The sequence below is a fragment of the Rhodococcus sp. WWJCD1 genome (assembly GCF_002258735.1).
Lineage (GTDB): Bacteria > Actinomycetota > Actinomycetes > Mycobacteriales > Mycobacteriaceae > Rhodococcoides.
This window is the reverse complement of record NZ_NOXY01000003.1, coordinates 221888-243842: the sequence shown is the minus strand read 5'-3', so window position 1 is coordinate 243842 and position 21955 is coordinate 221888. Positions and strand designations below refer to the sequence as shown.

Here is a 21955-nt window from a genome sequence, read left to right as displayed (position 1 = left end):
GATGGTGTACTTGCGCAATGACCGAAAGGTTTCCGAGAAGCGCTTCGACGTCTGCTCTCGTCGCACTCGTGGCGTCCTGCGTGGTGATCTACGTCGGGTTGTTCGAAAACTCGATGTCCACGGCCCTGCAGGTCGTACTGCTGCTCGTCGGCGTACTGGTTGCCGGCGCAGCAATCGGTTACACCGTCGCCAAGCTGGGTCGGTCCAGGTAACGCTCAGGGCCTACTGAATCCGTCGAGCATCCCTGTATAGAGCTTGGGCGGCGGGGCGGCGAATTCGCCGCGCTTTCCGGTGCGCAGTCCGAGGGTTACAAGGGACTGCACGAACAGTGTTCCCGCGGCCACACCGTCGACGACGGGTACACCGATCTCGGCCGAAATGTGTTGGCAGAGATCGGCCATGCCCGCGCAGCCGAGAACCACAGCATCGCTGCCGTCGGTCTCGACGGCGACGCGACACGCTTCGGTGACGATCTTGCGGGCGTCGGGGTCGGTCTCGAGATCGAGGACCGGCAAGTCGCAGGCATGGATGCCGAGGCAGTGGCGGCCGAAGCCGTAGTGATGCGCCAGATCCTGTGCCCGGCCGACGGTGCGGCCGAGGGTGGTGACGACACTGAATCCGCGGCCCAGAAAACTCGCGGCATGCATTGCCGCTTCCGCGATACCGATGACCGGTCCGGACGCAGATTCGCGGGCCGCGTCGATGCCGGGATCGCCGAAGCAGGCAATGACGTAGCCGTCGACCCCCGCAGCTTCGCCACTGGCGATCTCGGCGAGAATGCCGGGGACGCTGAGGGCTTCGTCCACGTGGCTTTCGATGGATACCGGCCCCATCGAGGGACTGACCGCATCGATGACGGTGCCCGGGCCAACTACGGCCCGGGCACAATCACCGATCGTTGCGGTCATCGAACCGGTGGTGTTCGGATTGATGACCTTGATGAGCACGTACGAAATCCTATGCCTTGGCTGGAACGTCGAAGTTGGTGACAGCGAGCTTGGTCTTCGTCGCCAGATAGAAGTACATGACGAAGCCGATGCCGCAGCCGATGAACCAACTGTACTTCGAGGCCGTCGACATACCGGCGATCTCCATGCCGTCGATTGCTCCGTTGAAGAGCACGGTGAACATGGCTACGAGCGCGCCGACGACGGTCGAGTACACCGCTGCCGGGTTGTAACCCTTCGAGTACCAGTACAACCCGGTCGGCGACATCGAGAACAGTTCGTCGACAACGACTTTCTGCTTGCGGACGAGGTAGTAGTCGGCGATCAGGATGCCGAACAACGGTCCGATGAACGCACCGAGAGTTTCCAGGGTCAGGTGAATGACCTCGGGATTGTTGTACAGGTTCCACGGGGTGATGAGCACCGAGCCGATGGCCGCGATCATGCCGCCGGCACGCCAGCTGATCTTCTGGGGGCTGACGTTGGAGAAGTCGAATGCCGGCGAGATGAAGTTGGCGACGATGTTGATGCCGATGGTGGCGATCGTGAAGGTCAGAGCACCGAGGACGATCGCGAACGTGCTGTCGATTCGGGCGACGGTCTCGACCGGGTCGGTGATCAGCTCACCGAACACCGGCAGCGTCAGCGAGGCAGTGACGACGACGAGAATCGAGAACACCAGGAAGTTCACCGGCAGGCCGAGGAAGTTGCCCTTCTTCACTGCGGCATAGGACTTGCCGTAACGCGAGAAGTCGCCGAAGTTGAGCATCGGACCGGAGAAGTACGAGACCACGAGCGCAATGGCACCGAGCATCACCGGGATCGAGCTCAGACCCGTGTGCTCGACCTCGCCGAGGTTGAGGTCGATCGCGCCCCAGCCGGCTTTCCAGATCAGGTAGCCGCACAGCATGAACATCACGACGTAGACCGCAGGGCCGCAGAAGTCGATGAACTTGCGAATGGACTCCATGCCACGCCAGAAGACCGCGGCTTGCACGACCCAGAGGAACAGGAAGCTCGCCCAGCCGAGCAGCGAGAGTCCGACGAAACCGTAGTCCGCAGTCACCGCGTACGGAGCCAGCGACGGGAACAACTTGATCAGCACGATATCGAGTGCGGCCGAGGCCAGGAACGTCTGAATGCCGTACCAGGCCACCGCGATCAGGCCGCGGATGATGGCCGGGATATTGGCACCGAGGACGCCGAAGACGCTGCGGCAGATGACCGGGTACGGAACCCCCGACACCTGGCTGGGCTTGGCGACGAGGTTGCAGAAGAAGTAGACGATCGTGATGCCGACGAGGAGTGCGATCAGCACCTGCCAACTGGCCAGCCCGAGCGCGAACAGGCTGCCCGCGGTCACGTAGCCACCGACCGAGTGCACATCCGACATCCAGAAGGCGAACAGGTTGTACGAGGTCCAGGTCTGCTTCTTCAGCGGAGCAAGATCCTCGTTGGTCAGTCGCGGGTCGTAACTGTCCTTGATCAGTCCGCCACCGACGGGGTGGCCCGCGGCTTCCACAAGATCTCCCGTTTGGGCGGGACCGTGCGCTGTATCTGTCATCGATGCTCCTGACGGCATGGCGTATGAGGTGAACGAAGGAGATGAATGAGGAAAAGTTAGCGGCGAAGTGTTGCGCGCTCGTGACGTAAGCGATATATCTTTGGCGGAATTTCTATCGCGTCTGGTCGGGTGGCGGATCGGCGAACAATCCGTGGTCGTTCGACAATGTCGAAATGACCGAATTGAGACGCGTGTGATGATGCTGCGCGGCTCGCAGCAGGCCCGCGGAATCGCCGGCGAGAAAGGCCGTGAGCATATCTGCGTGATCGCTGTGCAGTGATGCCCTGTCCGATCCGGCCACGTGAACCATCGGCTGTATGGGTTCGGTTATGTTCCAGGCGGATTCAAGCATGTGAAGCAACCGATGCATCCGGCACGGGCGGGTCAGGGACAGGTGGAATTCACGCGAGAGCCGATGGTATTCACGTGAGTCGTCCTGGGTGAGTGAGGCCTCGAGCAGGCGATTGACCTCGATGAGGTGGGCGCGGTCGTCCTCGGTGGCGAGATCCACCGCGACCGGAAGGGCTGCGGTCTCCAGAACCTCTCGCACGATGTACATTTCGCGAAGCTCGGCCGCGGTCAACTGAGCGACTGTGTAACCGAGATTCGGTCGATGATCGACCAATCCCTCACCGATGAGTGTCTTGAGAGATTCGCGCACCGGGATTCTGCTCACCCCGAAAAGTTCCGCTACCTCGTTGAGCGGGATCGGCGTATTCGGTGGCGCATCGCCGGCGAGAATTACTCGGCGTAACTCTCGAAGAATTGTCGGCTGTGGACCACCCGGCGTCGTTATCGACAATTGCGAGAGAAATATCGACCGGCGACGGGGTGGCACGAACCGAAGGTTAGCGGCGCAGTGTTTCGACGGCGTGACGTTCTCGTTCCATACCGATAGCATCGGCACCCATGGCCACGGACCCCCTCGGTACGCAGTACTGGCCGGACGTCGATGGGTCCGGGACCCTCGTGGTGCCGGTCGGCTCGATCGAGCAACACGGACCGCACCTGCCGCTCGATACCGACACCCGGATCGCCACCGCCGTTGCGCACACCATCGACAACGCGCTCGTTGCTCCCGCGATCGCGTACGGGTCCAGCGGCGAGCACGAGGGATTTCCCGGCACCGTGTCGATCGGCGCTGCAGCACTCGAGACGGTGCTGGTGGAATACGGGCGCTCCGCGTGCCGGTGGGCCGAACGGGTGGTGTTCGTCAACGGGCACGGCGGCAACGGGCCCGCCCTGCGATCTGCAGTGCTGCTGCTGCGCTACGAGGGGCGTGACGTCGTCTGGTTCCCGTGCGCGGTGCCCGGAGCAGATGCTCACGCTGGGCGCACCGAAACGTCGATGCTGCTGCACCTTTCGCCCGAGGTAGTGGATATGAGCAAGGCGGAGGTGGGCAATGTGACCGACATCGCCGCCCTACTTCCTGCGCTGCGCGCCGACGGCGTCGCATCGGTCGCTGCAAACGGTGTGCTCGGCGACCCCTCCGGAGCCGATCCGGAGGAGGGGCGTCGGGCGTTCGAGCTACTTCGAGCCCGCGCCGGCGGTGCGGTGCGGAGATGGAGTCCCTCCGAGCATGGAGTGATCGCGTGACCGACCTGGGCGAAACGCCTGTTCAGCGTCCCGCGATCGAATCCGAAGAAACGGGCAGCAGGTATGTTCCGTCCGATTTTGCGGGTGGCCGACACACCAGAGGCTTGTCCGCTTACGATCTCCTGATGGGTGAAGGTCGGTTGCCTGATGGCTTCGGGGTGAGAGTCGATCCACGCGTACGCACATTCTCCGAAGGACGCGTCCTGATCGGTGGTTCGCCGACACGGATGCTCACACTCGCACCGACGGCGGCCGCGATGATCGGCGACGGTTTCATCGAAGTGACCGACTCGCAGTCCGCACTCGTCGCACGCAAACTTCTCGACTCGGGAGTCGGCAACCCGCGCCCGATGTCGATCCCGTCGCCGTCCGACGTCACCGTCGTCGTTCCGCTCAAGAACAACGAGGCCGGGCTCGAGCGTCTGATCACGGCGTTGCACGGGCTGCATGTCATCATCGTCGACGACGGGTCCGACATCCCGGTCGCAGTGCCGCGGATGGCGTGCAGTGTGGGCAGTGTGACGGTGCTCCGGCACGAGCGCTCACGCGGACCGGCTGCGGCGCGAAATACTGGATTACGCTGCGCTACAACTGATTTTGTCGCATTTCTGGATTCGGACGTCGTGCCGCGCAAGGGCTGGCTCGAGGTGATGCTAGGTCATTTCTCGGATCCTGCTGTGGCGTTGGTGGCACCCCGCATCGTCGCGCTCGAGCCCGAAGGCAGTGCGCTGGCCCGATACGAGCACGCACGCTCGTCGCTCGATCTCGGTCGCAGAGAAGCGGCAGTGCGGGCCGGGAGCTCGGTGTCCTACGTACCCAGCGCCGCGATGTTGCTGCGCCGGTCCGTTGCGATGGACTGCGAAGGATTCGACGAGTCGATGCACGTGGCGGAGGATGTGGACCTGTGCTGGCGGCTGCAGGAGGCAGGGTGGCGGTTGCGCTACGAGCCCGTCGCCCACGTTGCTCACGAGCACCGCGTCACCTTCGTCGAATGGTTCGCTCGCAAGTTGTTCTACGGAACCGGTGCCACACCGTTGTCCGCTCGTCATCCGGGAATGGTGCCGCCGATTGCGATGTCTCCATGGACGCTCATCGCGTGCCTGCTCGCTGCGAGTCTGACGCGGATCGGACTCGTCGGCGCAGCTGCGACACTCGGCGTGACGGTTGTTCGACTTCGCAAGATGTTCGTCGGCTTGGACCAGCCCACTCGCATCGCGGCGATTCTTGCCGCGGAAGGTTTTGTGGCGGGGTTGTGGCAACTGGCGTCGGCCTTGTGCCGACATTATTGGCCGATCACCCTTCTCGCTGTATTGCTGTCCAGTCGAATTCGAAAGATCGCACTCGGATTGGCTGTCGCAGAGGCATTCTCGGATTGGAGTAAGCACCGCGAACTCGGCGGTCTCGATCCGGTGCGCTATGCCTTCTTCAAACGAGCCGACGATATTGCCTACGGTGCGGGGTTGTGGAAAGGCGCTCTGTCGGCCCGAAGCATCGATGCGCTCAAGCCACGCTTGGACGGCTGACGCGGTGCGAACCCGGCCCGATCCGTCGATGGTGTGAACCGGATCGAGTACGCGGACGTCATAGTCGTCGGCGGTGGCTCCTGCGGCTGTGTCGTTGCCTCTCGGTCGAGCGAGAATCCCGATCGATCGGTGTTGTTGCTCGAAGCCGGACCCACGTTCTCTGCTGTCGCTGAAGTCCCGGCCGACCTGACCGACGCATCGATGCTTCCCATCGGACCCGGCAGCGAATGGGTGGGAACGTACTCGGCCGAACTCACCTCCGGCGTCGGCCGAACGATTGCTCGAGGCCGGGTGCTGGGCGGCTCGGGCGCAGTGAACGGTGGTTACTTCGTTCGTGCCACGCCCACGGACTTCGACACCTGGCCGCAGTCGCTGTGGTCTTTCGAGCAGGTGCTGCCGTTCTACCTCGGCTCCGAAACAGATCTCGATGCCGGGATGCAGAGGCGGTGGCACGGATCTCGCGGACCCATGCCGGTCGCGCGCACCCCGGTACACGGTCGACATCCGATCACAACGGCATTCGTCGATTCTGCAGTGAATGCAGGATTTTCGATGCAACAGGACCTGAACTCTCCCGGAGCGTCCGCCGGGGGAGTCGGTGCTGTGCCGTTGAACATCCGCAACGGCACCCGCGTAAGTGCAGCTCTCGCATATCTTTTGCCGATCCTGGATCGGCAGAACTTACGCGTGCAGGGAAATTCGACGGTGACGTCGTTGATGTTCCACGGCAGCAGGGTGATCGGCGTCGAGATGGTCGTCGACGGCGTGCGCAGTATCGTGAGGTCCGACAAAGTGATTCTGTCTGCCGGTTCTGTGCACACCCCGGCACTGTTACTTCGATCAGGTATCGGTCCAGCTGATGATCTTGTTGCGCTGGGGATTTCGGTCGTGGTCGACAGCCCTGGTGTGGGTCGAGGTTTCAGTGACCATCCCGAGGTTGCCGTTCCCGTCGTCGGGAAGAACGAACGTCCGTCGAAATCGCCTGCGCTGGAGGCGGTTCTACATGCAGGCGCTGTGGAAATCAGGCCGTACACCAGAAAGTTCGACCGGCTGATCTCCGGTCTCCAGCCCGGGCCGCACGTAGTCGGCGTCGGCCTGATGCGATCGACGAGTCGCGGGAGCATTGCGCTGCGCAGTACGGACCCGTTAGCGGCTCCGGACGTGCGGTACCACTATCTCGAATCGGAGGTCGACCGGCGCGCTATGCGCGAGGGCGTCGAACTCGCGCGCGATCTGCTGGCGTCGCCGATCATGTCGGAGACCGTGACTGTGTCCACGATCGAGAATCCCCTCGCAGCGCTCGGCACATCACTGCACCTGTCCGGTAGCGCCAGGATGGGGCCCGAGTCGGATCCGAGTTCGGTACTGGACGATCGCTGCCGGGTGCGCGGCGTCGACGGACTCTTCGTCGTCGATACCTCGGCATTCCCGGTGGTGCCCAGCCGTGGGCCACACGCGACGGCCGTCATGTTCGCCGAGCGTGCTGCTGCCTTGATTGCAGACCACGATCGGCGCGGGGAAGCGTAGCGTTCGTGGTCTGGGGACCGTTCAGGTTCCCCAATAGATGGGTTACTGCCATGTCGGACAAATCGCCCCGCAACACGATGACCAAGAAAACCGGCAAATCTCTCAAGGACAAGCGCGCAGACAAGCGGGCGAAGTCCAGTGGTGACACCAGCAACGACATCATCACCTCGGCCGTCAAGAAGAAGTAGCCACTCGCGGTCGACGTGACCGGGCCCGCCGCTCGCGTCGGCCACGGCTGTATCCTTGCTTGTGAGCTGGGTTACAGCAATGTGGACAGGTCACGGAGGAAGCGTCGAATGGCAAGCCGATCGGACAGTGGCGGCAACCCCTGGGTCGCAGTGCGCCCGGGCGAGGACGTCGCCGTTCTGGCGCGCCAAATGTCCAGTGCCCATCAGTCTTTCGTCGACGACATCCGTACGCACGGTTCGACGGTTCGGTCCGTCGTGCTCGATTCGTGGATGCGCAGTCGCACGAAGGGCGTCGATCCCGACGGTGGAAACGACACTCCGATTCTGACCGGGCCGGATCTCGAGCGCTACCGCAACGGTCATCCGATGGCCATCATCCGCCCGGTCATTCGCAAGCTATTGGTCGAGGACGCTTCCGATACGGGATTGCTCGTGGCGATTTCGGATGCGGAGGGACGCCTGCTGTGGGTGGAGGGTGATTCTGCGGCGAAGGATCGGGCGCTCACGATGGACTTCGCCGAAGGCGTCGACTGGAGCGAGGAGAGCAAGGGCACCAATGCTCCCGGTACCGCGCTCGCGGTCGACCACAGTGTGCAGATCTTCGCGTCGGAGCATTTCTCTCGGTCGGTGCACGAGTGGAGCTGCTCGGCGGCACCGGTGCACCACCCCACCAGCGGTCACATTCTGGGAGCCATCGACATCACCGGTGGCCCGCGGGTGGCGGTGCCCGAGGTGCTCTCTCTGGTGCGTGCCACCGTCGCCGCGGCCGAATCCGAGTTGCGTCTGCACTTGATGAACTCGCCGAAATCGTTGGGCGACACGGCTCCTCGACTCGAAGTTCTCGGATCCGGCCGACCGGGAGTGGTTCGCGGATCCGGCCGTGTGCCGCTTTCCCAGCGACACGCCGAAATCTTGCTGCTGTTGGGTGAGCATCCGGAAGGGCTCAGCTCGGACCACCTCGCGGTGCTCCTCGACGAGCAGGAACTCGATTCCGTCACCATCCGCGCCGAGATGTCGAGACTGCGCAAGACCTTCGGCACGGCAGGTCTGGCTTCGCGGCCCTACCGTCTGGTCGGCGAGTTGACCTCCGATGTCGGCGACATCCGGCGCGCGCTGGACCGCGGCGACGTCGACGCTGCTCTACGGATCTACTCCGGCCCAGTACTCCCGGGGTCGTCCGCGCCCGGCATCGAGAGCATCCGGGAGGAACTGCGGTCTCGTATGCAGGCCGCGTTGCTCCGGCTCGGAGACCCGGTGCTGCTCGCGCAATGGACCTCGTCCATCCACGGGCGCACGGACGTCATCGCTTGGGAGGCCTACCGGGCCACTCTGAGCAGGGATTCCGCGCTCTACGGTCAGGTGAGCGCGCGCATCGATCTACTCGATCGCGAACTCGGAATCTGACGCACCCGTCGCGCCCCGCCGGTGCGAAATATCGGCAACGTACTTGCAACGTTGCACGGCCTAGTGTCCTGAATCACACACCGCATCAACTGTGAAGCACGTGTCGATCAGGAGGATTATCAATGTCCGTCTACGCCCGTCCAGGTACCGCCGATTCCGTCATGTCGTTCCAGTCGCGCTACGACAACTGGATCGGCGGCGAGTGGGTACCGCCGGTCAAGGGCCAGTACTTCGAGAACCCGACTCCCGTCACCGGTGAGAACTTCTGCGAGGTCGCCCGCTCCACGTCCGAAGACATCGAACTCGCACTCGACGCGGCACACGCCGCAGCACCAGCGTGGGGCAAGACGTCCGCCGCCGAGCGCGCAGTGATCCTCAACAAGATCGCCGACCGCATCGCCGAGAACCTCGAGTCCATCGCGCTGGCAGAATCCTGGGACAACGGCAAGCCGATCCGCGAAACCCTCAACGCCGATATTCCGTTGGCCATCGATCACTTCCGGTACTTCGCCGGCTGCATTCGCGCGCAGGAGGGCTCGCTGTCCGAAATCGACAGCGACACAGTGGCTTACCACTTTCACGAGCCGCTCGGCGTAGTCGGACAGATCATCCCGTGGAACTTCCCCATCCTCATGGCCGTGTGGAAGCTCGCGCCTGCACTCGCGGCGGGTAATGCCGTGGTGCTCAAGCCCGCCGAGCAGACCCCCGCGTCGATCCTGCACCTGATTTCGATCATCGGTGACCTGCTGCCCCCGGGCGTGATCAACATCGTCAACGGCTTCGGTGTCGAGGCAGGAAAGCCGCTGGCATCGAGCCCGCGTATTTCCAAGATCGCGTTCACCGGCGAGACCACCACCGGCCGCCTGATCATGCAGTACGCCTCGCAGAACCTGATTCCCGTGACACTGGAGCTCGGTGGCAAGAGCCCCAACGTCTTCTTCTCCGACGTGCTGCAGGCCAACGACGATTACCAGGACAAGGCCCTCGAGGGCTTCACGATGTTCGCCCTCAACCAGGGTGAAGTATGCACGTGCCCGTCGCGCTCGCTGATTCAGGCGGACATCTTCGACGAGTTCCTCGCCCTCGCTGCCATCCGCACCAAGGCTGTGCGACAGGGAGATCCGCTCGATACCGAGACCATGATCGGTGCCCAGGCATCGAACGACCAGCTCGAGAAGATTCTCTCGTACATCGAGATCGGCAAGGGCGAAGGCGCGCAGGTCGTCACCGGCGGCGAGCGCGCACAACTCGGCGGCGACCTCAACGGTGGCTACTACATGCAGCCCACCATCTTCACCGGCAAGAACAACATGCGCATCTTCCAGGAAGAGATCTTCGGACCGGTCGTCTCGGTCACGTCGTTCACCGACTACGACAACGCCATCGAGATCGCCAACGACACCCTGTACGGTCTCGGTGCCGGCGTCTGGTCTCGCGACGGCGGCATCGCCTACCGCGCCGGCCGCGATATTCAGGCCGGTCGCGTGTGGACCAACACGTACCACCAGTACCCGGCGCACGCCGCGTTCGGTGGCTACAAGCAGTCCGGTATCGGTCGCGAGAACCACAAGATGATGCTCGATCACTACCAGCAGACGAAGAACCTGTTGGTGAGTTACGCGCAGAAGGCACAGGGCTTCTTCTGATGCTGGACGCTCGGCCGCCTGCGCGGCTGAAGACCACCGTCGAGGCGATGGACTTGCTCCGTCGCCTCGGCGGTATCCACGGGGAACTGATGATGCATCAGTCCGGTGGATGTTGTGACGGATCGTCGCCGATGTGTTATCCCGCAGGCGAATTCATCGTCGGTGACCGCGACGTCCTGCTCGGGTTCATCGACCTGAGGCTCGGAGTGGGTGAGGTTGCGACGACTCTGCCCGAGGGGGCCGACGGGGTCGCGGTCTGGATTTCGGGGTCGCAGTTCCAGGCATGGAAACACACCCAGCTGGTACTCGACGTTGTGCCCGGCCGCGGTGGTGGGTTCTCGCTCGAGTCCCCGGAAGGGGTTCGCTTCCTGAGCCGAGGCCGCGCGTACACCGCCGAGGAGAACGAGATGTTGGCCGAGCACCCGCCGCTCGTCGGCGTCGACTGGGAAGAGGGTCGACGGCCCGAGGTTCCCGACGAACCTCTGGTTGTCGCCGAGGCTGTCGACGCATGTCCCGTCCCGGGGATGCTCCAAGGCTGAGTGCGGCTGCGCCGCAGTGGCGCGGTTGAATGCCGCAGGTGGCACTCGACCGCACCACTGCGCGGAGCGCATACAGTGCGAACGATGAAGAGCTCATCGAAATGCGACGCGGCCGAGGGCGGCGAGAGCCTGCGCACGGTGGTGATCGCGTTCGTCGCCAATCTCGGCGTCGCGATCGCCAAGACGTTCGCAGCGGTGTTCACCGGATCGGCGTCGATGGTCGCCGAAGCCGCGCACTCGTGGGCCGACACCGGTAACGAGATCTTTCTGCTCGTCGCCAATCGTCGGGGTTCACGCGGGCCGGACGATCGTCGGCCGCTCGGCTACGGCCGCGAGACCTACTTCTGGTCGACACTCGCAGCCATCGGGCTCTTCGTCGCCGGTGCCGCGGTATCGGTGTGGCACGGCATCACCTCGTTGCTCGCCGGCGAATCGAGCAGTGAGAACTACCTCGTCGCGTACGTGGTGCTCGCCATCGCATTTCTGCTCGAGGGAGTCTCGTTCCTGCAATCGGTTCGGCAGATTCGCGGTGAAGCAGCCGAATACGACAAGGACTTTCTCGATTACGCACTCGAGACCTCGGACCCGACGCTGCGCGCAGTGTTCGCAGAGGACAGTGCAGCGTTGATCGGCATCGTGATCGCCGGTGCCGGAATCGGATTGCACCAACTGACCGGTAACGCCGCCTTCGACGCCATCGGGTCCATTCTGGTGGGAGTACTTCTCGGAATCGTCGCGTTCGTACTGATCGATCGAAACCGCCGATTCCTCACCGGTGAACCGGGATCGAGAGCATTATGGAATGCGGTGGTGCAGCGAATCGAGCAACTCCCCGAGGTGGCGTCGGTCCGGTTCGTTCGCATCGAGTTCGTCGGTCCCAAACAGATCTACGTGGTGGCGAGTGTCGATCTCGTCGGTGATTTCGCAGAATCACGCATCGCGCACACGCTCCGGCGGCTGGAGCGTGAGTTGGAAACCAACAGAGCTGTGGTGGACGCGGTACTGACAGTCGCCGAACCGGACGAGGGCGACATCGGTGACATCAACGCGGTGGGGCACCAGGCGTAATTCGCCCGTCATTCATCGATGACGCGGCGCTTACATCACGGGCCTATCGTGAACCGATTCGCGCGCCACACGTGTTGTGAATCGTCCCCTCGGGCGTGAACCCGCTCCGAGCGCAACGGCTACGAGAGGCTTGCAATGTCCGTAGTAGACCCCCAGTCGTCTCATCCGAAAACCGGCTCGCACGAGAGCACACAGTCGCACGTCGAGGGCGGTGACTACCTGGCCAAGCGCACCCTGAAGAAGGGGACCGCGGGCTGGGTACTGCTGGCCGGCCTCGGAGTCAGCTACGTGATCTCCGGCGACTACTCGGGGTGGAACCTCGGTCTCGCCGAGGGCGGTTTCGGTGGCCTTCTGATCGCGGCGATCATCATCGCGGGTATGTACCTCGCCATGGTCCTCGGCATGGCAGAGATGTCGTCTGCCCTGCCCGCGGCAGGCGGCGGTTACACCTTCGCCCGCCGGGCCATGGGACCGTGGGGCGGATTCGCCACCGGTACAGCGATTCTCATCGAGTACGCGATCGCGCCTGCCGCGATCGCGACGTTCATCGGTGCCTACGTCGAATCGCTCGGACTGTTCGGGATCACCGACGGGTGGTGGGTCTACCTGGTGGTCTATGCGGTGTTCATCGGAATCCACCTCTCCGGCGCGGGCGAAGCCCTCAAGATCATGTTCGTCATCACCGGCATCGCCTTGGTCGGACTCGTCGTGTTCGCCATCGCAGCAATCGGTCAGTTCGACGCGAGCAACCTGACCGACATCGCGCCCACCGATGCTGCCGGGGCCTCGGGATTCCTGCCGTTCGGCTACCTCGGCATCTGGGCGGCCGTGCCGTTCGCCATCTGGTTCTTCCTCGCCATCGAGGGCGTGCCGCTGGCCGCGGAAGAGGCCAAGGATCCGACCAAGAACGTCCCGCGCGGCATCATCGCCGCCATGGGTGTTCTGCTCGTCACCGGTGCTGTCGTCCTGTTTCTGGTGACCGGAGCAGGCGGGGCCGACGCCGTCAAGGAATCGGGAAACCCGTTGGTGGAAGCCCTCGGTGACGGAACGGCGAGCAAGATCGTCAACTACATCGGCCTGGCCGGATTGGTCGCGTCCTTCTTCTCGATCATGTACGCGTACTCGCGCCAGCTCTTTGCGCTCTCGCGCGCGGGATACCTGCCGAAGACACTGTCCATCACCAACTCTCGCAAGGCCCCGACTCTCGCACTGATCGTGCCCGGCGTCATCGGCTTCCTGCTCTCCCTGACCGGTCAGGGCGGAATGTTGCTCAACATGGCCGTCTTCGGTGCGGCACTGAGTTACGTTCTGATGATGGTCAGCCACATCGTGCTTCGCCGCAACGAGCCGAACATGGAACGGCCGTACCGAACCCCCGGGGGTGTCGTGACCACCGGATTCGCGTTGATCATCGCGGCACTCGCCGTTGTCGCCACCTTCGTCGTCGATTCCACTGCGGCACTGTGGTGTCTGGCCGTGTTCGTGGCGTTCATGGCGTACTTCGGCATCTACAGCAGGCATCACCTCGTCGCGAATTCGCCGGACGAGGAGTTCGCCGCACTGGCCGAGGCCGAGGCCGAACTGGAATGACGATCTACACCCAACAGGTCTCGGGTACCACCTACACGTTCGACGGTCTGGTGGACCTGATGGCCAAGGCGACCCCGCTGCGGTCGGGTGACGAGTTGGCCGGTTGCGCAGCCGAATCGGATGCCGAACGGGCTGCTGCGCAGTGGGCATTGTCGGAGGTTTCACTCGATGTCTTCCTGCACGATCTGCTCGTTCCGTACGAGAGCGACGAGGTCACTCGGCTCATCATCGATTCGCACGACCGCATCGCATTCGGGGCCGTCTCGCACCTGACCGTAGGAGGTCTACGGGATTGGCTGCTGCAGGTGACCGCAGGGCCCGACGCGGCAGCGACACTGCGATCGGTCGCGGCAGGATTGACGCCCGAGATGGTCGCTGCCGTCAGCAAGATCATGCGAAATCAGGATCTGATCGCAGTGTCTCGGGCGGTGCAGGTGACGTCGGCGTTCCGGACGACGATAGGTCTACCCGGAACCCTCACCACGCGTTTGCAACCCAATCACCCGACGGACGATCCGCGCGGAATCGCGGCGGCCACGCTCGACGGATTGCTGCTCGGATCGGGCGATGCGGTCATCGGGATCAATCCCGCAACCGACTCGCCTCAGGCCACAGCCGACCTGCTGCATCTGCTCGACGAGATTCGACAGCGCTTCGAGATTCCCACGCAATCGTGCGTGCTCTCGCACGTGACGACGACGATGGAACTGATCGACAAGGGAGTTCCCGTCGATCTGGTCTTCCAGTCGATCGCAGGCACCGAAGGAGCCAATTCGAGCTTCGGCGTGAACATTCCGCTGCTTCGGCAGGCCAACGAGGCCGGCCGATCGTTGCACCGCGGAACCGTCGGGAACAACGTCATGTATCTCGAAACCGGTCAGGGCTCGGCGTTGTCGGCGGGCGCGCACATCGGCACCGGTGACCGACCGGTCGATCAGCAGACCCTCGAGACACGTGCGTACGCGGTGGCCCGCGATCTGGAGCCGCTGCTGATCAACACCGTTGTCGGATTCATCGGGCCGGAGTACTTGTACGACGGCAAGCAGATCATCAGGGCCGGACTCGAAGATCACTTCTGCGGCAAGCTGCTGGGACTGCCGATGGGCGTCGACGTCTGCTACACCAACCACGCCGAGGCCGATCAGGACGACATGGACACGTTGCTCACGCTGCTGGGTGCGGCCGGAGTTGCATTCGTCATCGCGGTGCCGGGAGCCGACGACGTCATGCTCGGATACCAATCTCTGAGCTTTCACGACGTGCTCTACGTCCGACAGGTCCTCGGCCTGCGGCCCGCACCGGAGTTCGAGTCATGGCTCTCGCGCTTGGGCATGGTGGACGCGGACGGTCGAGTTCTGGACGTCGATGCTGCGGGATCACCGTTGCGGGCCTTGATGAGTGCGCGATGACAGACACATCAGGAGCTGTGCCTGCGGAACGACCGGAAGTAGAGTTCTGGGGCGAGCTGCGAGCGATGACTCAGGCCCGAATCGGGCTGGGGCGTATCGGTGATTCCTTGCCGACCACCCGGGTGCTGGAGTTTCGCTCGGCGCACGCTGCCGCCAGGGATGCGGTGCACATGCCGCTCGATGTCGAGGAGTTCGTGAGCCGGGTGGAGCAGGTGGGGCTCGGTGCGCCGGCCGTGGTGACGTCGTTGGCGACCAGTCGTGCGGAGTATCTACGACGGCCCGATCTCGGTCGGCAACCCGAGGACCTGTCGGCGGTGGTGAACTCCGAGGACGAGATCGGAATCGTGTTGGGTGACGGGTTGTCCCCCCGCGCACTCGCCGATCACGGTGTGCCGATGCTCGAGGCGTTGAAAGCCGAACTGGCCGATCGGTATTCGATAGCGGCTCCGGTGGTCGCGACCGAGGCGCGGGTGGCGCTGGGCGATCACATCGCCGCGGCGATGGGAGTGCGGACGGTACTGGTGCTGATCGGGGAGCGCCCTGGGTTGTCGGTTGCGGACAGTCTCGGCATCTACCTGACGCATCTGCCGAAGCCGGGCTGCACCGATGCCGACCGCAACTGCATCTCCAATATCCATCCGCCCGAGGGACAGGGATACGCACAGTCGGCGCGAATAGTAGCGGGCCTCCTGGCCGGGGCAAGAAAGCTCGGACGGTCCGGAGTGGCGCTCAAGGACACCTCACGCGCCGATGTGCTCGAGGCGACCGAAGCCCTCACGCTGGAGTGACATCCCCCTATTCGGGGGTGGCTGCGCGTGACGGCGGTCACTACCGTGGGGGCATGGACAGTTATTCTTCCGGTGCGTCGGACACAGCAGTTCTGGACGACACGATCGGCGCGAATCTGGATCGCACTGCGGCGCGGTACTCGGATCGTGATGCATTGATCGATCTTGCCTCCGGGCGGCGGTGGACCTATTCGGAGTTCGTCGCCGACGTGGATCTGTTGGCGGCCGGGTTGCTGGTGGCCGGTGTCGCGGTGGGTGACCGAGTGGGGATGTGGGCACCCAACTGTCCCGAATGGGTTCTGGCGCAGTATGCGACAGCGAAGATCGGGGCGGTGCTGGTCAACATCAACCCTGCGTATCGGTCACACGAGTTGCAATTCGTACTGAAGCAGGCCGGGGTGTCGGTGTTGTTGTCGGCCGAGGACTTCAAGGGCTCGGACTATGCCGCGATGATCGAGAACGCGCGACCCGAGGTGCCGTCGCTGCGTGAGGTTCTGTTCATCGGCAGCATTCAATGGGAAGCGATGACCGATCGTGGGCACCGTGCCTTGGCGAAGACTCCGAACATGATCACCGACGTCTCCGAACAGCTCCGTGCCGATGACGCGATCAACATTCAATACACCTCGGGCACGACGGGTTTCCCGAAGGGCGCGACGCTGAGTCACCGGAACATCCTCAACAACGGCTTCTTCGTCGGCGAGCTCTGCCACTACACCGCCGAGGACCGAGTGTGTATTCCGGTGCCGTTCTATCACTGCTTCGGCATGGTGATGGGCAATCTCGCGTGTACCTCGCACGGCTCGGCGATGGTGATTCCCGGACTCTCCTTCGATCCGGTCGCGACACTGACCGCCGTGGAATCGGAGAGATGCACGTCGCTCTACGGCGTCCCGACGATGTTCATCGCCGAACTGGCGCTCGAGAACTTCGACGACTTCGATCTGAGCAGTCTGCGTACCGGAATCATGGCCGGATCACCGTGCCCCACCGAGGTGATGAAGCAGGTGATCGAGCGCATGGGGATGACGGAGGTGTCGATCTGCTACGGCATGACCGAGACGTCCCCGGTGTCACTGCAGACTCGAAGCGACGACTCCATCGAACAGCGAGTGTCCACCGTCGGTCGTGTGGGTCCGCATCTCGAAGTGAAGATCGTCGACCCGATGGAGGGCAGCACCTTGCCGCGCGGGGGGGCGGGCGAGTTGTGCACGCGCGGCTACTCGGTGATGCTGGGCTACTGGGAGCAGCCGGAGAAGACCGCCGAAGCCATCGACGTCCAGGGGTGGATGCACACCGGCGACATCGGGGTGATGGACGAAGACGGCTACGTAGCCATCACCGGACGGATCAAGGACATGGTGATTCGCGGCGGTGAGAACATCTATCCCCGCGAAGTCGAGGAGTTTCTGTACACCCACCCCGACATCCTCGACGCACAGGTGATCGGTGTTCCCGATCAGAAGTACGGCGAGGAGCTCATGGTGTGGATCAGGATGAGAGACGATGCCGCGCCGCTGGATTCGGACACGCTGCGCGCGTTCTGCGATGGCCGGCTCGCGCACTACAAGATTCCGCGCTACGTGCACGTCGTCGACGAGTTTCCGATGACGGTCACCGGCAAGGTACGCAAGGTGGAAATGCGGGAACGGTCGCTCGGACTGATCTGACGACGATCACTCGGCTGACATACTCGCATGCATGGACAGTGCGCTGTGGACGCCGACGGATTCCGATCTCGCCGAGGCTCGGGTGACCGAGTTCGCGCGGTTCGTCGAGCAACGTCACCCTCTGACGTTGCCTGACTATCAGGCGCTGTGGCGTTGGTCGACGACCGAGCTGGAACTGTTCTGGCGAGCAGTGTGGGATTTCTTCGAGATCCGCTCGGCCGCCGAGCCGACCATCGTGCTCGGTGAACGCGGAATGCCGGGCGCGCAGTGGTTTCCGGGAACCGAGCTGAACTACGTGGACCAGGTGATCAGGCATGCTCGCCCCGATCGCGCGGCCATCGTCCATGCTCGCGAGGACGGTTCCGTCCGGACCGTGACATGGGCGGAGATGATCGAGCAGGCGGGCGCGCTCGCGGGGACGCTCACAGACAAGGGGGTTCGGCGCGGCGATCGCGTCGTCGGCTATCTCCCGAATGTTCCGGAAGCAGTGATCGCTTTCTTGGCGACCGCGAGCCTGGGCGCTGTGTGGTCCGCATGTGGGCAGGACTATTCGGCCTCGGCCGCGCGTGATCGTCTGGGACAACTCGAACCCACGGCACTGATCACCGCCGCCGGGTACACCTACGGAGGGAAGTTCCGAGACAAGGCCGCCGATGTCGATGCTCTCGTCGAAGGCCTTCCGACTCTGCGGGCAGTGGTGACGATCGGCGAACCGTCGGGAACGGCGCAGAGTTGGTCCGACGCCACCGCCGACAGCCGAAACCTGGTACCGGTGGCCGTCCCGTTCGATCACCCACTGTGGGTCGTGTTCTCGTCGGGCACCACAGGTCTACCCAAGGGGATCGTGCACGGTCACGGCGGTGTGGTGCTCGAGCACCTCAAATCTGTTGCCCTGCACTCCGATCTGGGTCCCGAGGATGTGTTCTTCTGGTACACCAGCCCGAGCTGGATGATGTGGAACTTCCAAATAGCCGGCCTGCTGACCGGTGCCACCATCGTCTGTGCGGACGGTAATCCGTCGTTCCCCACGCCGGATGCGCTGTGGGACATAGCAGCCAGGCTGGGTGTGACGTACCTCGGTATCAGCCCCGGCTATGTGCTCTCGTGCATCAAGGCCGACACGCATCCCGGTACCGATCACGACCTGTCGGCTCTGCGAGCGGTCGGTATCACCGGGTCCGCGATGCCTGCATCTTCATCGATCTGGTTGTCGGAGAACATCGGTGCGCAGATACCGGTCTTCTCCATCTCGGGCGGTACCGACGTCGTGTCGGCGTTCGCCGGGGGAGTGCGAACCGCCCCGGTATGGGCCGGAGAGCTCTCCGTGCCGTTCCTCGGCGTTGCGCTCGACGCCTTCGACGAGGACGGCAACTCGGTGCGGGGGTCGGTCGGTGAATTGGTCGTCACCGAGCCGATGCCGTCGATGCCGCTGTACTTCTGGAACGACGCCGACGGAACTCGCTACCGCGACGCTTATTTCGACACCTACCCGAGAATCTGGCGTCACGGTGATTGGATCACCATCACCGATCACGGCAGTGTTCTCGTGCACGGTCGATCCGATTCGACCCTGAACCGCAATGGTATTCGAATGGGGAGCGCCGACATCTATCAGGCCGTGGAGTCACTGGACCAGATCACCGAGGCACTCGTTCTGGGCGTCGAGCTGGAAGACGGTGGTTACTGGATGCCCTTGTTCGTGGTCGTTCCGGACGGTCTCACCGACGAACTGCGCGGACACATCGAATCGATCATCAGAACGCAGGCGTCGCCGCGACACGTTCCCGACGACGTCATCGCGGTGCCGGCAATCCCGCACACGCGAACCGGGAAGAAGCTCGAGGTACCGCTCAAGCGACTCTTCCAAGGTGCCACGGCGACAAGCACTCTCGAATCCAGCGCCGTCGACGATCCGGCTGCGTTGGCGTGGTTCGTCGACCGGGCGGCCGAATATCAGCGAGTCCAGCGGGCGAGATAGGCCTTCTCTTCCGGCGCGATGCGGCGCAAGGTCTCGGCACCGACGTCGACCATCGCCATCCGGGTGGTCGCCACCACCGCCGGTGGCGAATCCGATGCCGCGCCTGCTGCCCGCACCTCGTACCCGATGGTGAAGTCGACGGCTCGCACCTTCTCGAACCACAGTGTGACGTCGAGGGGACCGTCCGAGTGCCGGAGCGGCTTCTTGTATGCGATGGCCACATTGGCGATCAACGCACTCTTGATCAAGCTCTCGTTCGCCTCGCCCTCACTGAGCAGCCATTCGATACGCGCCTCTTCGAGCAAGGTGACCATCCGGGCGTGATTGATGTGCGCAAATGCGTCCATGTCCGACCAGCGCACTGTGACGGTCGCGTGATACCCGACGGGTCCGGTCGGCTCTGTCTGCATCGCACCAGGCTCTGTTTTCATTGCTTGAGGATGGCATGCGCGACTACGGTGGCGACGCTCTAGAGTCCCAGGAGTGATAATCGCCAACGTCGCACTGGATGGTTCCGGCGTGCTCTTCGACATCGAACTCGTCGGCTCGGTCATCGCGTCGATCGTCCCTGCCGGCAGTCCACGCGGTACCGGCGTCGAGGTGCTCGACGGGGGAGGTGGGGTTGCCCTGCCCGGGTTCGTGGACAGTCACGTACACCTGACTCAATGGGCGGCGGCGCGTCGGCGTATCGATGTCGGGCCTGCCACGTCGGCGGCCGATGCCGTCGCGCTGGTGTACCCCTACGCGCGGACTGCAGGCGATTCGGTGTTGCGCGCCAACGGCTTCCGGGACGCGCAGTGGCCGGAGGAGCCGCACAAGGATCTGCTCGAGAGTGCACTGCCCGGTGCCCGCGTGGCCATGACGAGCATGGACCTGCACACGCTGTGGCTGAGCCCGGCGTTACTCGCAGATCTGGGAATCGATCACCCCACCGGGGTGCTGCGCGATGTCGACGGCCTCGAAGCGGTCATGGCACTCGAGGAACAGGAAGACCCGGCGGAACTCGATCGGGCCGTACTCGACGCCACCGCAGCGCTGGCGGTCCGCGGAGTCACCGGCGTCGTCGATTTCGAGTTCGCGGACAACAGGACGGTCTGGGATCGACGCCTGTCGGCCGGTTCTCCCGCAGTACGCGTCGACACGACAGTATGGCCGCAGTGGCTCGACGAAGCGATCGAACGCGGCGAGCGGACCGGCGACGTCTCGGCGCTCTCGGAACTGATCAGGCGCGGACCGCTCAAGGTGATGCTCGACGGTTCGCTCAACACCAGAACGGCGTGCTGCCACGACCGGTACCCGGGCATCGACGGGGAAGACGCCTACGGTCTGTTGCTCGAAACTCGGGAGAGTCTGTTCGAGCTCGTCTCGCGGGCGTCACGCAGTGGCATCGTGCCGGCGATCCATGCGATCGGCGACCGCGCCAACAGCATCGCACTCGACGCGTTCGAGCGGGCCGGTTGCGGTGGTCGAATCGAACATGCTCAGCAGATCCTGCCGGAGGACATCGGACGTTTCGCCGCACTGGGTGTCGCGGCATCGGTGCAGCCGCAGCACGCCATGTCCGATCGCGACATCGCGGAGGATCTGTGGTCCGGGCGTCGCTCGGTCGCCTACGGTTACGGAACGCTCCACCGCAGCGGGGCGAGACTGCTCTTCGGCTCCGATGCCCCTGTCAGTCCACCCGAACCGCTGGCCGGAGTCGCCGCAGCGGTGTTCCGAACCGACGACGACCGACCCCCGTGGCACGTCGAGGAAGCAGTGCCCCTCGACGCCGCGCTGCAGGCCGCGTGTGGCGGTCGCCGGGCCCTCCGAGTCGGGGACGCGGCGGACATCGTCGTGCTCGTCGAGCATCCCGAGCACCGCACGGTGCACGATCTCCCAGAAACTGAGATCAGGGCCACGATCTGTGCAGGCGCGCTCACCCACGCGGCTGCTGTGTAGGCGCATCCGGTCTGGCGCGCGGCTCGTACCAGGAAGGACACACAGCGCGCGCGGGGTGATCGATGTTGTCGGTGTGGCCGCGTAGCGTAACTGCGATGACGTCGATCACCGATCCGCGTGTGCGCGAGTTTCTGTCTTCGGGAACCCGCACCGGCAAGCTCGGGTACCTCGCCTCCGACGGGAGGCCCCTGGTGGCACCCATCTGGTTCCTCGTCGAGGGCGACCAGATCGTGTTCAACACGGGAGCAGACACGGCCAAGGGCAAGTCGATTCGCCGTGACCCCCGCGTGGTCCTGACCGTCGATCTCGAGCAGCCACCGTACGGTTTCGTCCAGGTGCAGGGCATCGCATCCGTCGACGAGGACCCGGCGGAGCTGGTTCGCACCGCAACCGAGATCGGGGCCCGGTACATGGGCCGCGAGCGCGCCGAGGAGTTCGGCACCAGGAACGGTGTTCCGGGCGAATTGATCGTTCGGGTGACGCCGAACAAGGTGATCGCCGCTTTCGACATGACGGCATGACGACCGACGATCTCTCCGCGGTCGGCACTGTAGATTGACCGGGTGCCGAATCGAGT

Annotated in this window: 20 protein-coding genes; 16 read left to right on the top strand and 4 right to left on the bottom strand. The window is 63.8% G+C overall.

Features of this window, described 5'->3' with window-relative positions; translation table 11 throughout:
• The first annotated feature begins 17 nt into the window (after nucleotides 1–17).
• On the top strand, nucleotides 18–212 hold the full coding sequence (locus CH286_RS27555; protein ID WP_141215763.1) for a hypothetical protein: 195 nt from the start codon (nucleotides 18–20) through the stop codon (nucleotides 210–212).
• Nucleotides 213–215: 3 nt separating this feature from the next.
• Here CH286_RS27555 and CH286_RS01195 read toward each other — a convergent pair whose 3' ends face one another.
• The 3 genes from CH286_RS01195 to CH286_RS01185 all read right to left on the bottom strand — a co-directional run bounded on the left by CH286_RS01195 (nucleotide 216) and on the right by CH286_RS01185 (nucleotide 3349).
• Nucleotides 216–947 carry an aspartate/glutamate racemase family protein gene (locus tag CH286_RS01195; RefSeq protein ID WP_037147786.1) on the bottom strand — a complete coding sequence of 244 codons (732 nt, stop codon included), beginning with the start codon at nucleotides 945–947 and terminating at the stop codon, nucleotides 216–218.
• A gap of 10 nt (nucleotides 948–957) precedes the next feature.
• Complete coding sequence (locus tag CH286_RS01190) at nucleotides 958–2511, bottom strand: NCS1 family nucleobase:cation symporter-1 (RefSeq protein WP_094608118.1); 1554 nt, start codon at nucleotides 2509–2511, stop codon at nucleotides 958–960.
• A gap of 112 nt (nucleotides 2512–2623) precedes the next feature.
• Entirely contained in the window at nucleotides 2624–3349 is a 726-nt protein-coding gene (locus tag CH286_RS01185) for a GntR family transcriptional regulator (protein WP_032404649.1), read from the bottom strand.
• Nucleotides 3350–3420: 71 nt separating this feature from the next.
• On the opposite strand from CH286_RS01185, the gene mftE reads away from it, so the two are divergent.
• The 13 genes from mftE to CH286_RS01125 all read left to right on the top strand — a co-directional run bounded on the left by mftE (nucleotide 3421) and on the right by CH286_RS01125 (nucleotide 19437).
• Nucleotides 3421–4107 carry a mycofactocin biosynthesis peptidyl-dipeptidase MftE gene (gene mftE / locus CH286_RS01180; protein WP_094608091.1) on the top strand — a complete coding sequence of 229 codons (687 nt, stop codon included), beginning with the start codon at nucleotides 3421–3423 and terminating at the stop codon, nucleotides 4105–4107.
• A gap of 125 nt (nucleotides 4108–4232) precedes the next feature.
• Complete coding sequence (gene mftF, locus CH286_RS01175) at nucleotides 4233–5630, top strand: mycofactocin biosynthesis glycosyltransferase MftF (protein WP_032405014.1); 1398 nt, start codon at nucleotides 4233–4235, stop codon at nucleotides 5628–5630.
• 33 nt (nucleotides 5631–5663) lie between these two features.
• Nucleotides 5664–7157, top strand: coding sequence for a mycofactocin dehydrogenase MftG (mftG, locus tag CH286_RS01170; protein WP_094608090.1), 1494 nt, complete (start codon nucleotides 5664–5666; stop codon nucleotides 7155–7157).
• A gap of 50 nt (nucleotides 7158–7207) precedes the next feature.
• Nucleotides 7208–7345, top strand: a complete 138-nt coding sequence (locus CH286_RS27710) for a hypothetical protein (RefSeq protein ID WP_165712752.1) — start codon at nucleotides 7208–7210, stop codon at nucleotides 7343–7345.
• A gap of 108 nt (nucleotides 7346–7453) precedes the next feature.
• The gene (locus CH286_RS01165) at nucleotides 7454–8749 is read left to right on the top strand and encodes a transcriptional regulator (protein ID WP_032376613.1); all 1296 of its coding nucleotides are present in this window, start codon (nucleotides 7454–7456) and stop codon (nucleotides 8747–8749) included.
• Nucleotides 8750–8871: 122 nt separating this feature from the next.
• Nucleotides 8872–10395: an acetaldehyde dehydrogenase ExaC gene (gene exaC, locus CH286_RS01160; protein ID WP_032376614.1), complete on the top strand. Its 1524-nt coding sequence runs from the start codon at nucleotides 8872–8874 to the stop codon at nucleotides 10393–10395.
• On the top strand, nucleotides 10395–10934 hold the full coding sequence (locus CH286_RS01155) for a DUF779 domain-containing protein (protein ID WP_052077824.1): 540 nt from the start codon (nucleotides 10395–10397) through the stop codon (nucleotides 10932–10934). Before exaC ends, CH286_RS01155 begins: the two co-directional genes overlap by 1 nt.
• An 84-nt stretch (nucleotides 10935–11018) precedes the next feature.
• Nucleotides 11019–12002 carry a cation diffusion facilitator family transporter gene (locus tag CH286_RS01150; RefSeq protein WP_094608089.1) on the top strand — a complete coding sequence of 328 codons (984 nt, stop codon included), beginning with the start codon at nucleotides 11019–11021 and terminating at the stop codon, nucleotides 12000–12002.
• Between the two features lie 135 nt (nucleotides 12003–12137).
• Nucleotides 12138–13592: an ethanolamine permease gene (gene eat, locus CH286_RS01145; protein ID WP_032376616.1), complete on the top strand. Its 1455-nt coding sequence runs from the start codon at nucleotides 12138–12140 to the stop codon at nucleotides 13590–13592.
• Nucleotides 13589–15001 carry an ethanolamine ammonia-lyase subunit EutB gene (locus tag CH286_RS01140; RefSeq protein WP_032404654.1) on the top strand — a complete coding sequence of 471 codons (1413 nt, stop codon included), beginning with the start codon at nucleotides 13589–13591 and terminating at the stop codon, nucleotides 14999–15001. The genes eat and CH286_RS01140 overlap by 4 nt, the downstream gene beginning before the upstream one ends.
• The gene (eutC, locus tag CH286_RS01135) at nucleotides 14998–15789 is read left to right on the top strand and encodes an ethanolamine ammonia-lyase subunit EutC (protein WP_094608088.1); all 792 of its coding nucleotides are present in this window, start codon (nucleotides 14998–15000) and stop codon (nucleotides 15787–15789) included. The genes CH286_RS01140 and eutC overlap by 4 nt, the downstream gene beginning before the upstream one ends.
• Before the next feature lie 53 nt (nucleotides 15790–15842).
• A complete protein-coding gene (locus CH286_RS01130) occupies nucleotides 15843–17459 on the top strand; it encodes an AMP-binding protein (protein WP_094608087.1) in 1617 nt (538 codons plus the stop codon).
• Between the two features lie 31 nt (nucleotides 17460–17490).
• The gene (locus CH286_RS01125; protein WP_094608086.1) at nucleotides 17491–19437 is read left to right on the top strand and encodes an acetoacetate--CoA ligase; all 1947 of its coding nucleotides are present in this window, start codon (nucleotides 17491–17493) and stop codon (nucleotides 19435–19437) included.
• Here the strand turns inward: CH286_RS01125 and CH286_RS01120 are convergent.
• A complete protein-coding gene (locus CH286_RS01120) occupies nucleotides 19413–19847 on the bottom strand; it encodes an acyl-CoA thioesterase (RefSeq protein ID WP_032405017.1) in 435 nt (144 codons plus the stop codon). The two genes, CH286_RS01125 and CH286_RS01120, sit on opposite strands and share 25 nt — an antisense overlap.
• Nucleotides 19848–19920: 73 nt before the next feature.
• On the opposite strand from CH286_RS01120, the gene CH286_RS01115 reads away from it, so the two are divergent.
• Both CH286_RS01115 and CH286_RS01110 read left to right on the top strand, forming a co-directional pair.
• Nucleotides 19921–21378, top strand: coding sequence for an amidohydrolase (locus CH286_RS01115; RefSeq protein ID WP_094608085.1), 1458 nt, complete (start codon nucleotides 19921–19923; stop codon nucleotides 21376–21378).
• Between the two features lie 95 nt (nucleotides 21379–21473).
• Nucleotides 21474–21899, top strand: coding sequence for a PPOX class F420-dependent oxidoreductase (locus CH286_RS01110; RefSeq protein ID WP_032376623.1), 426 nt, complete (start codon nucleotides 21474–21476; stop codon nucleotides 21897–21899).
• Nucleotides 21900–21955 lie beyond the last annotated feature (56 nt).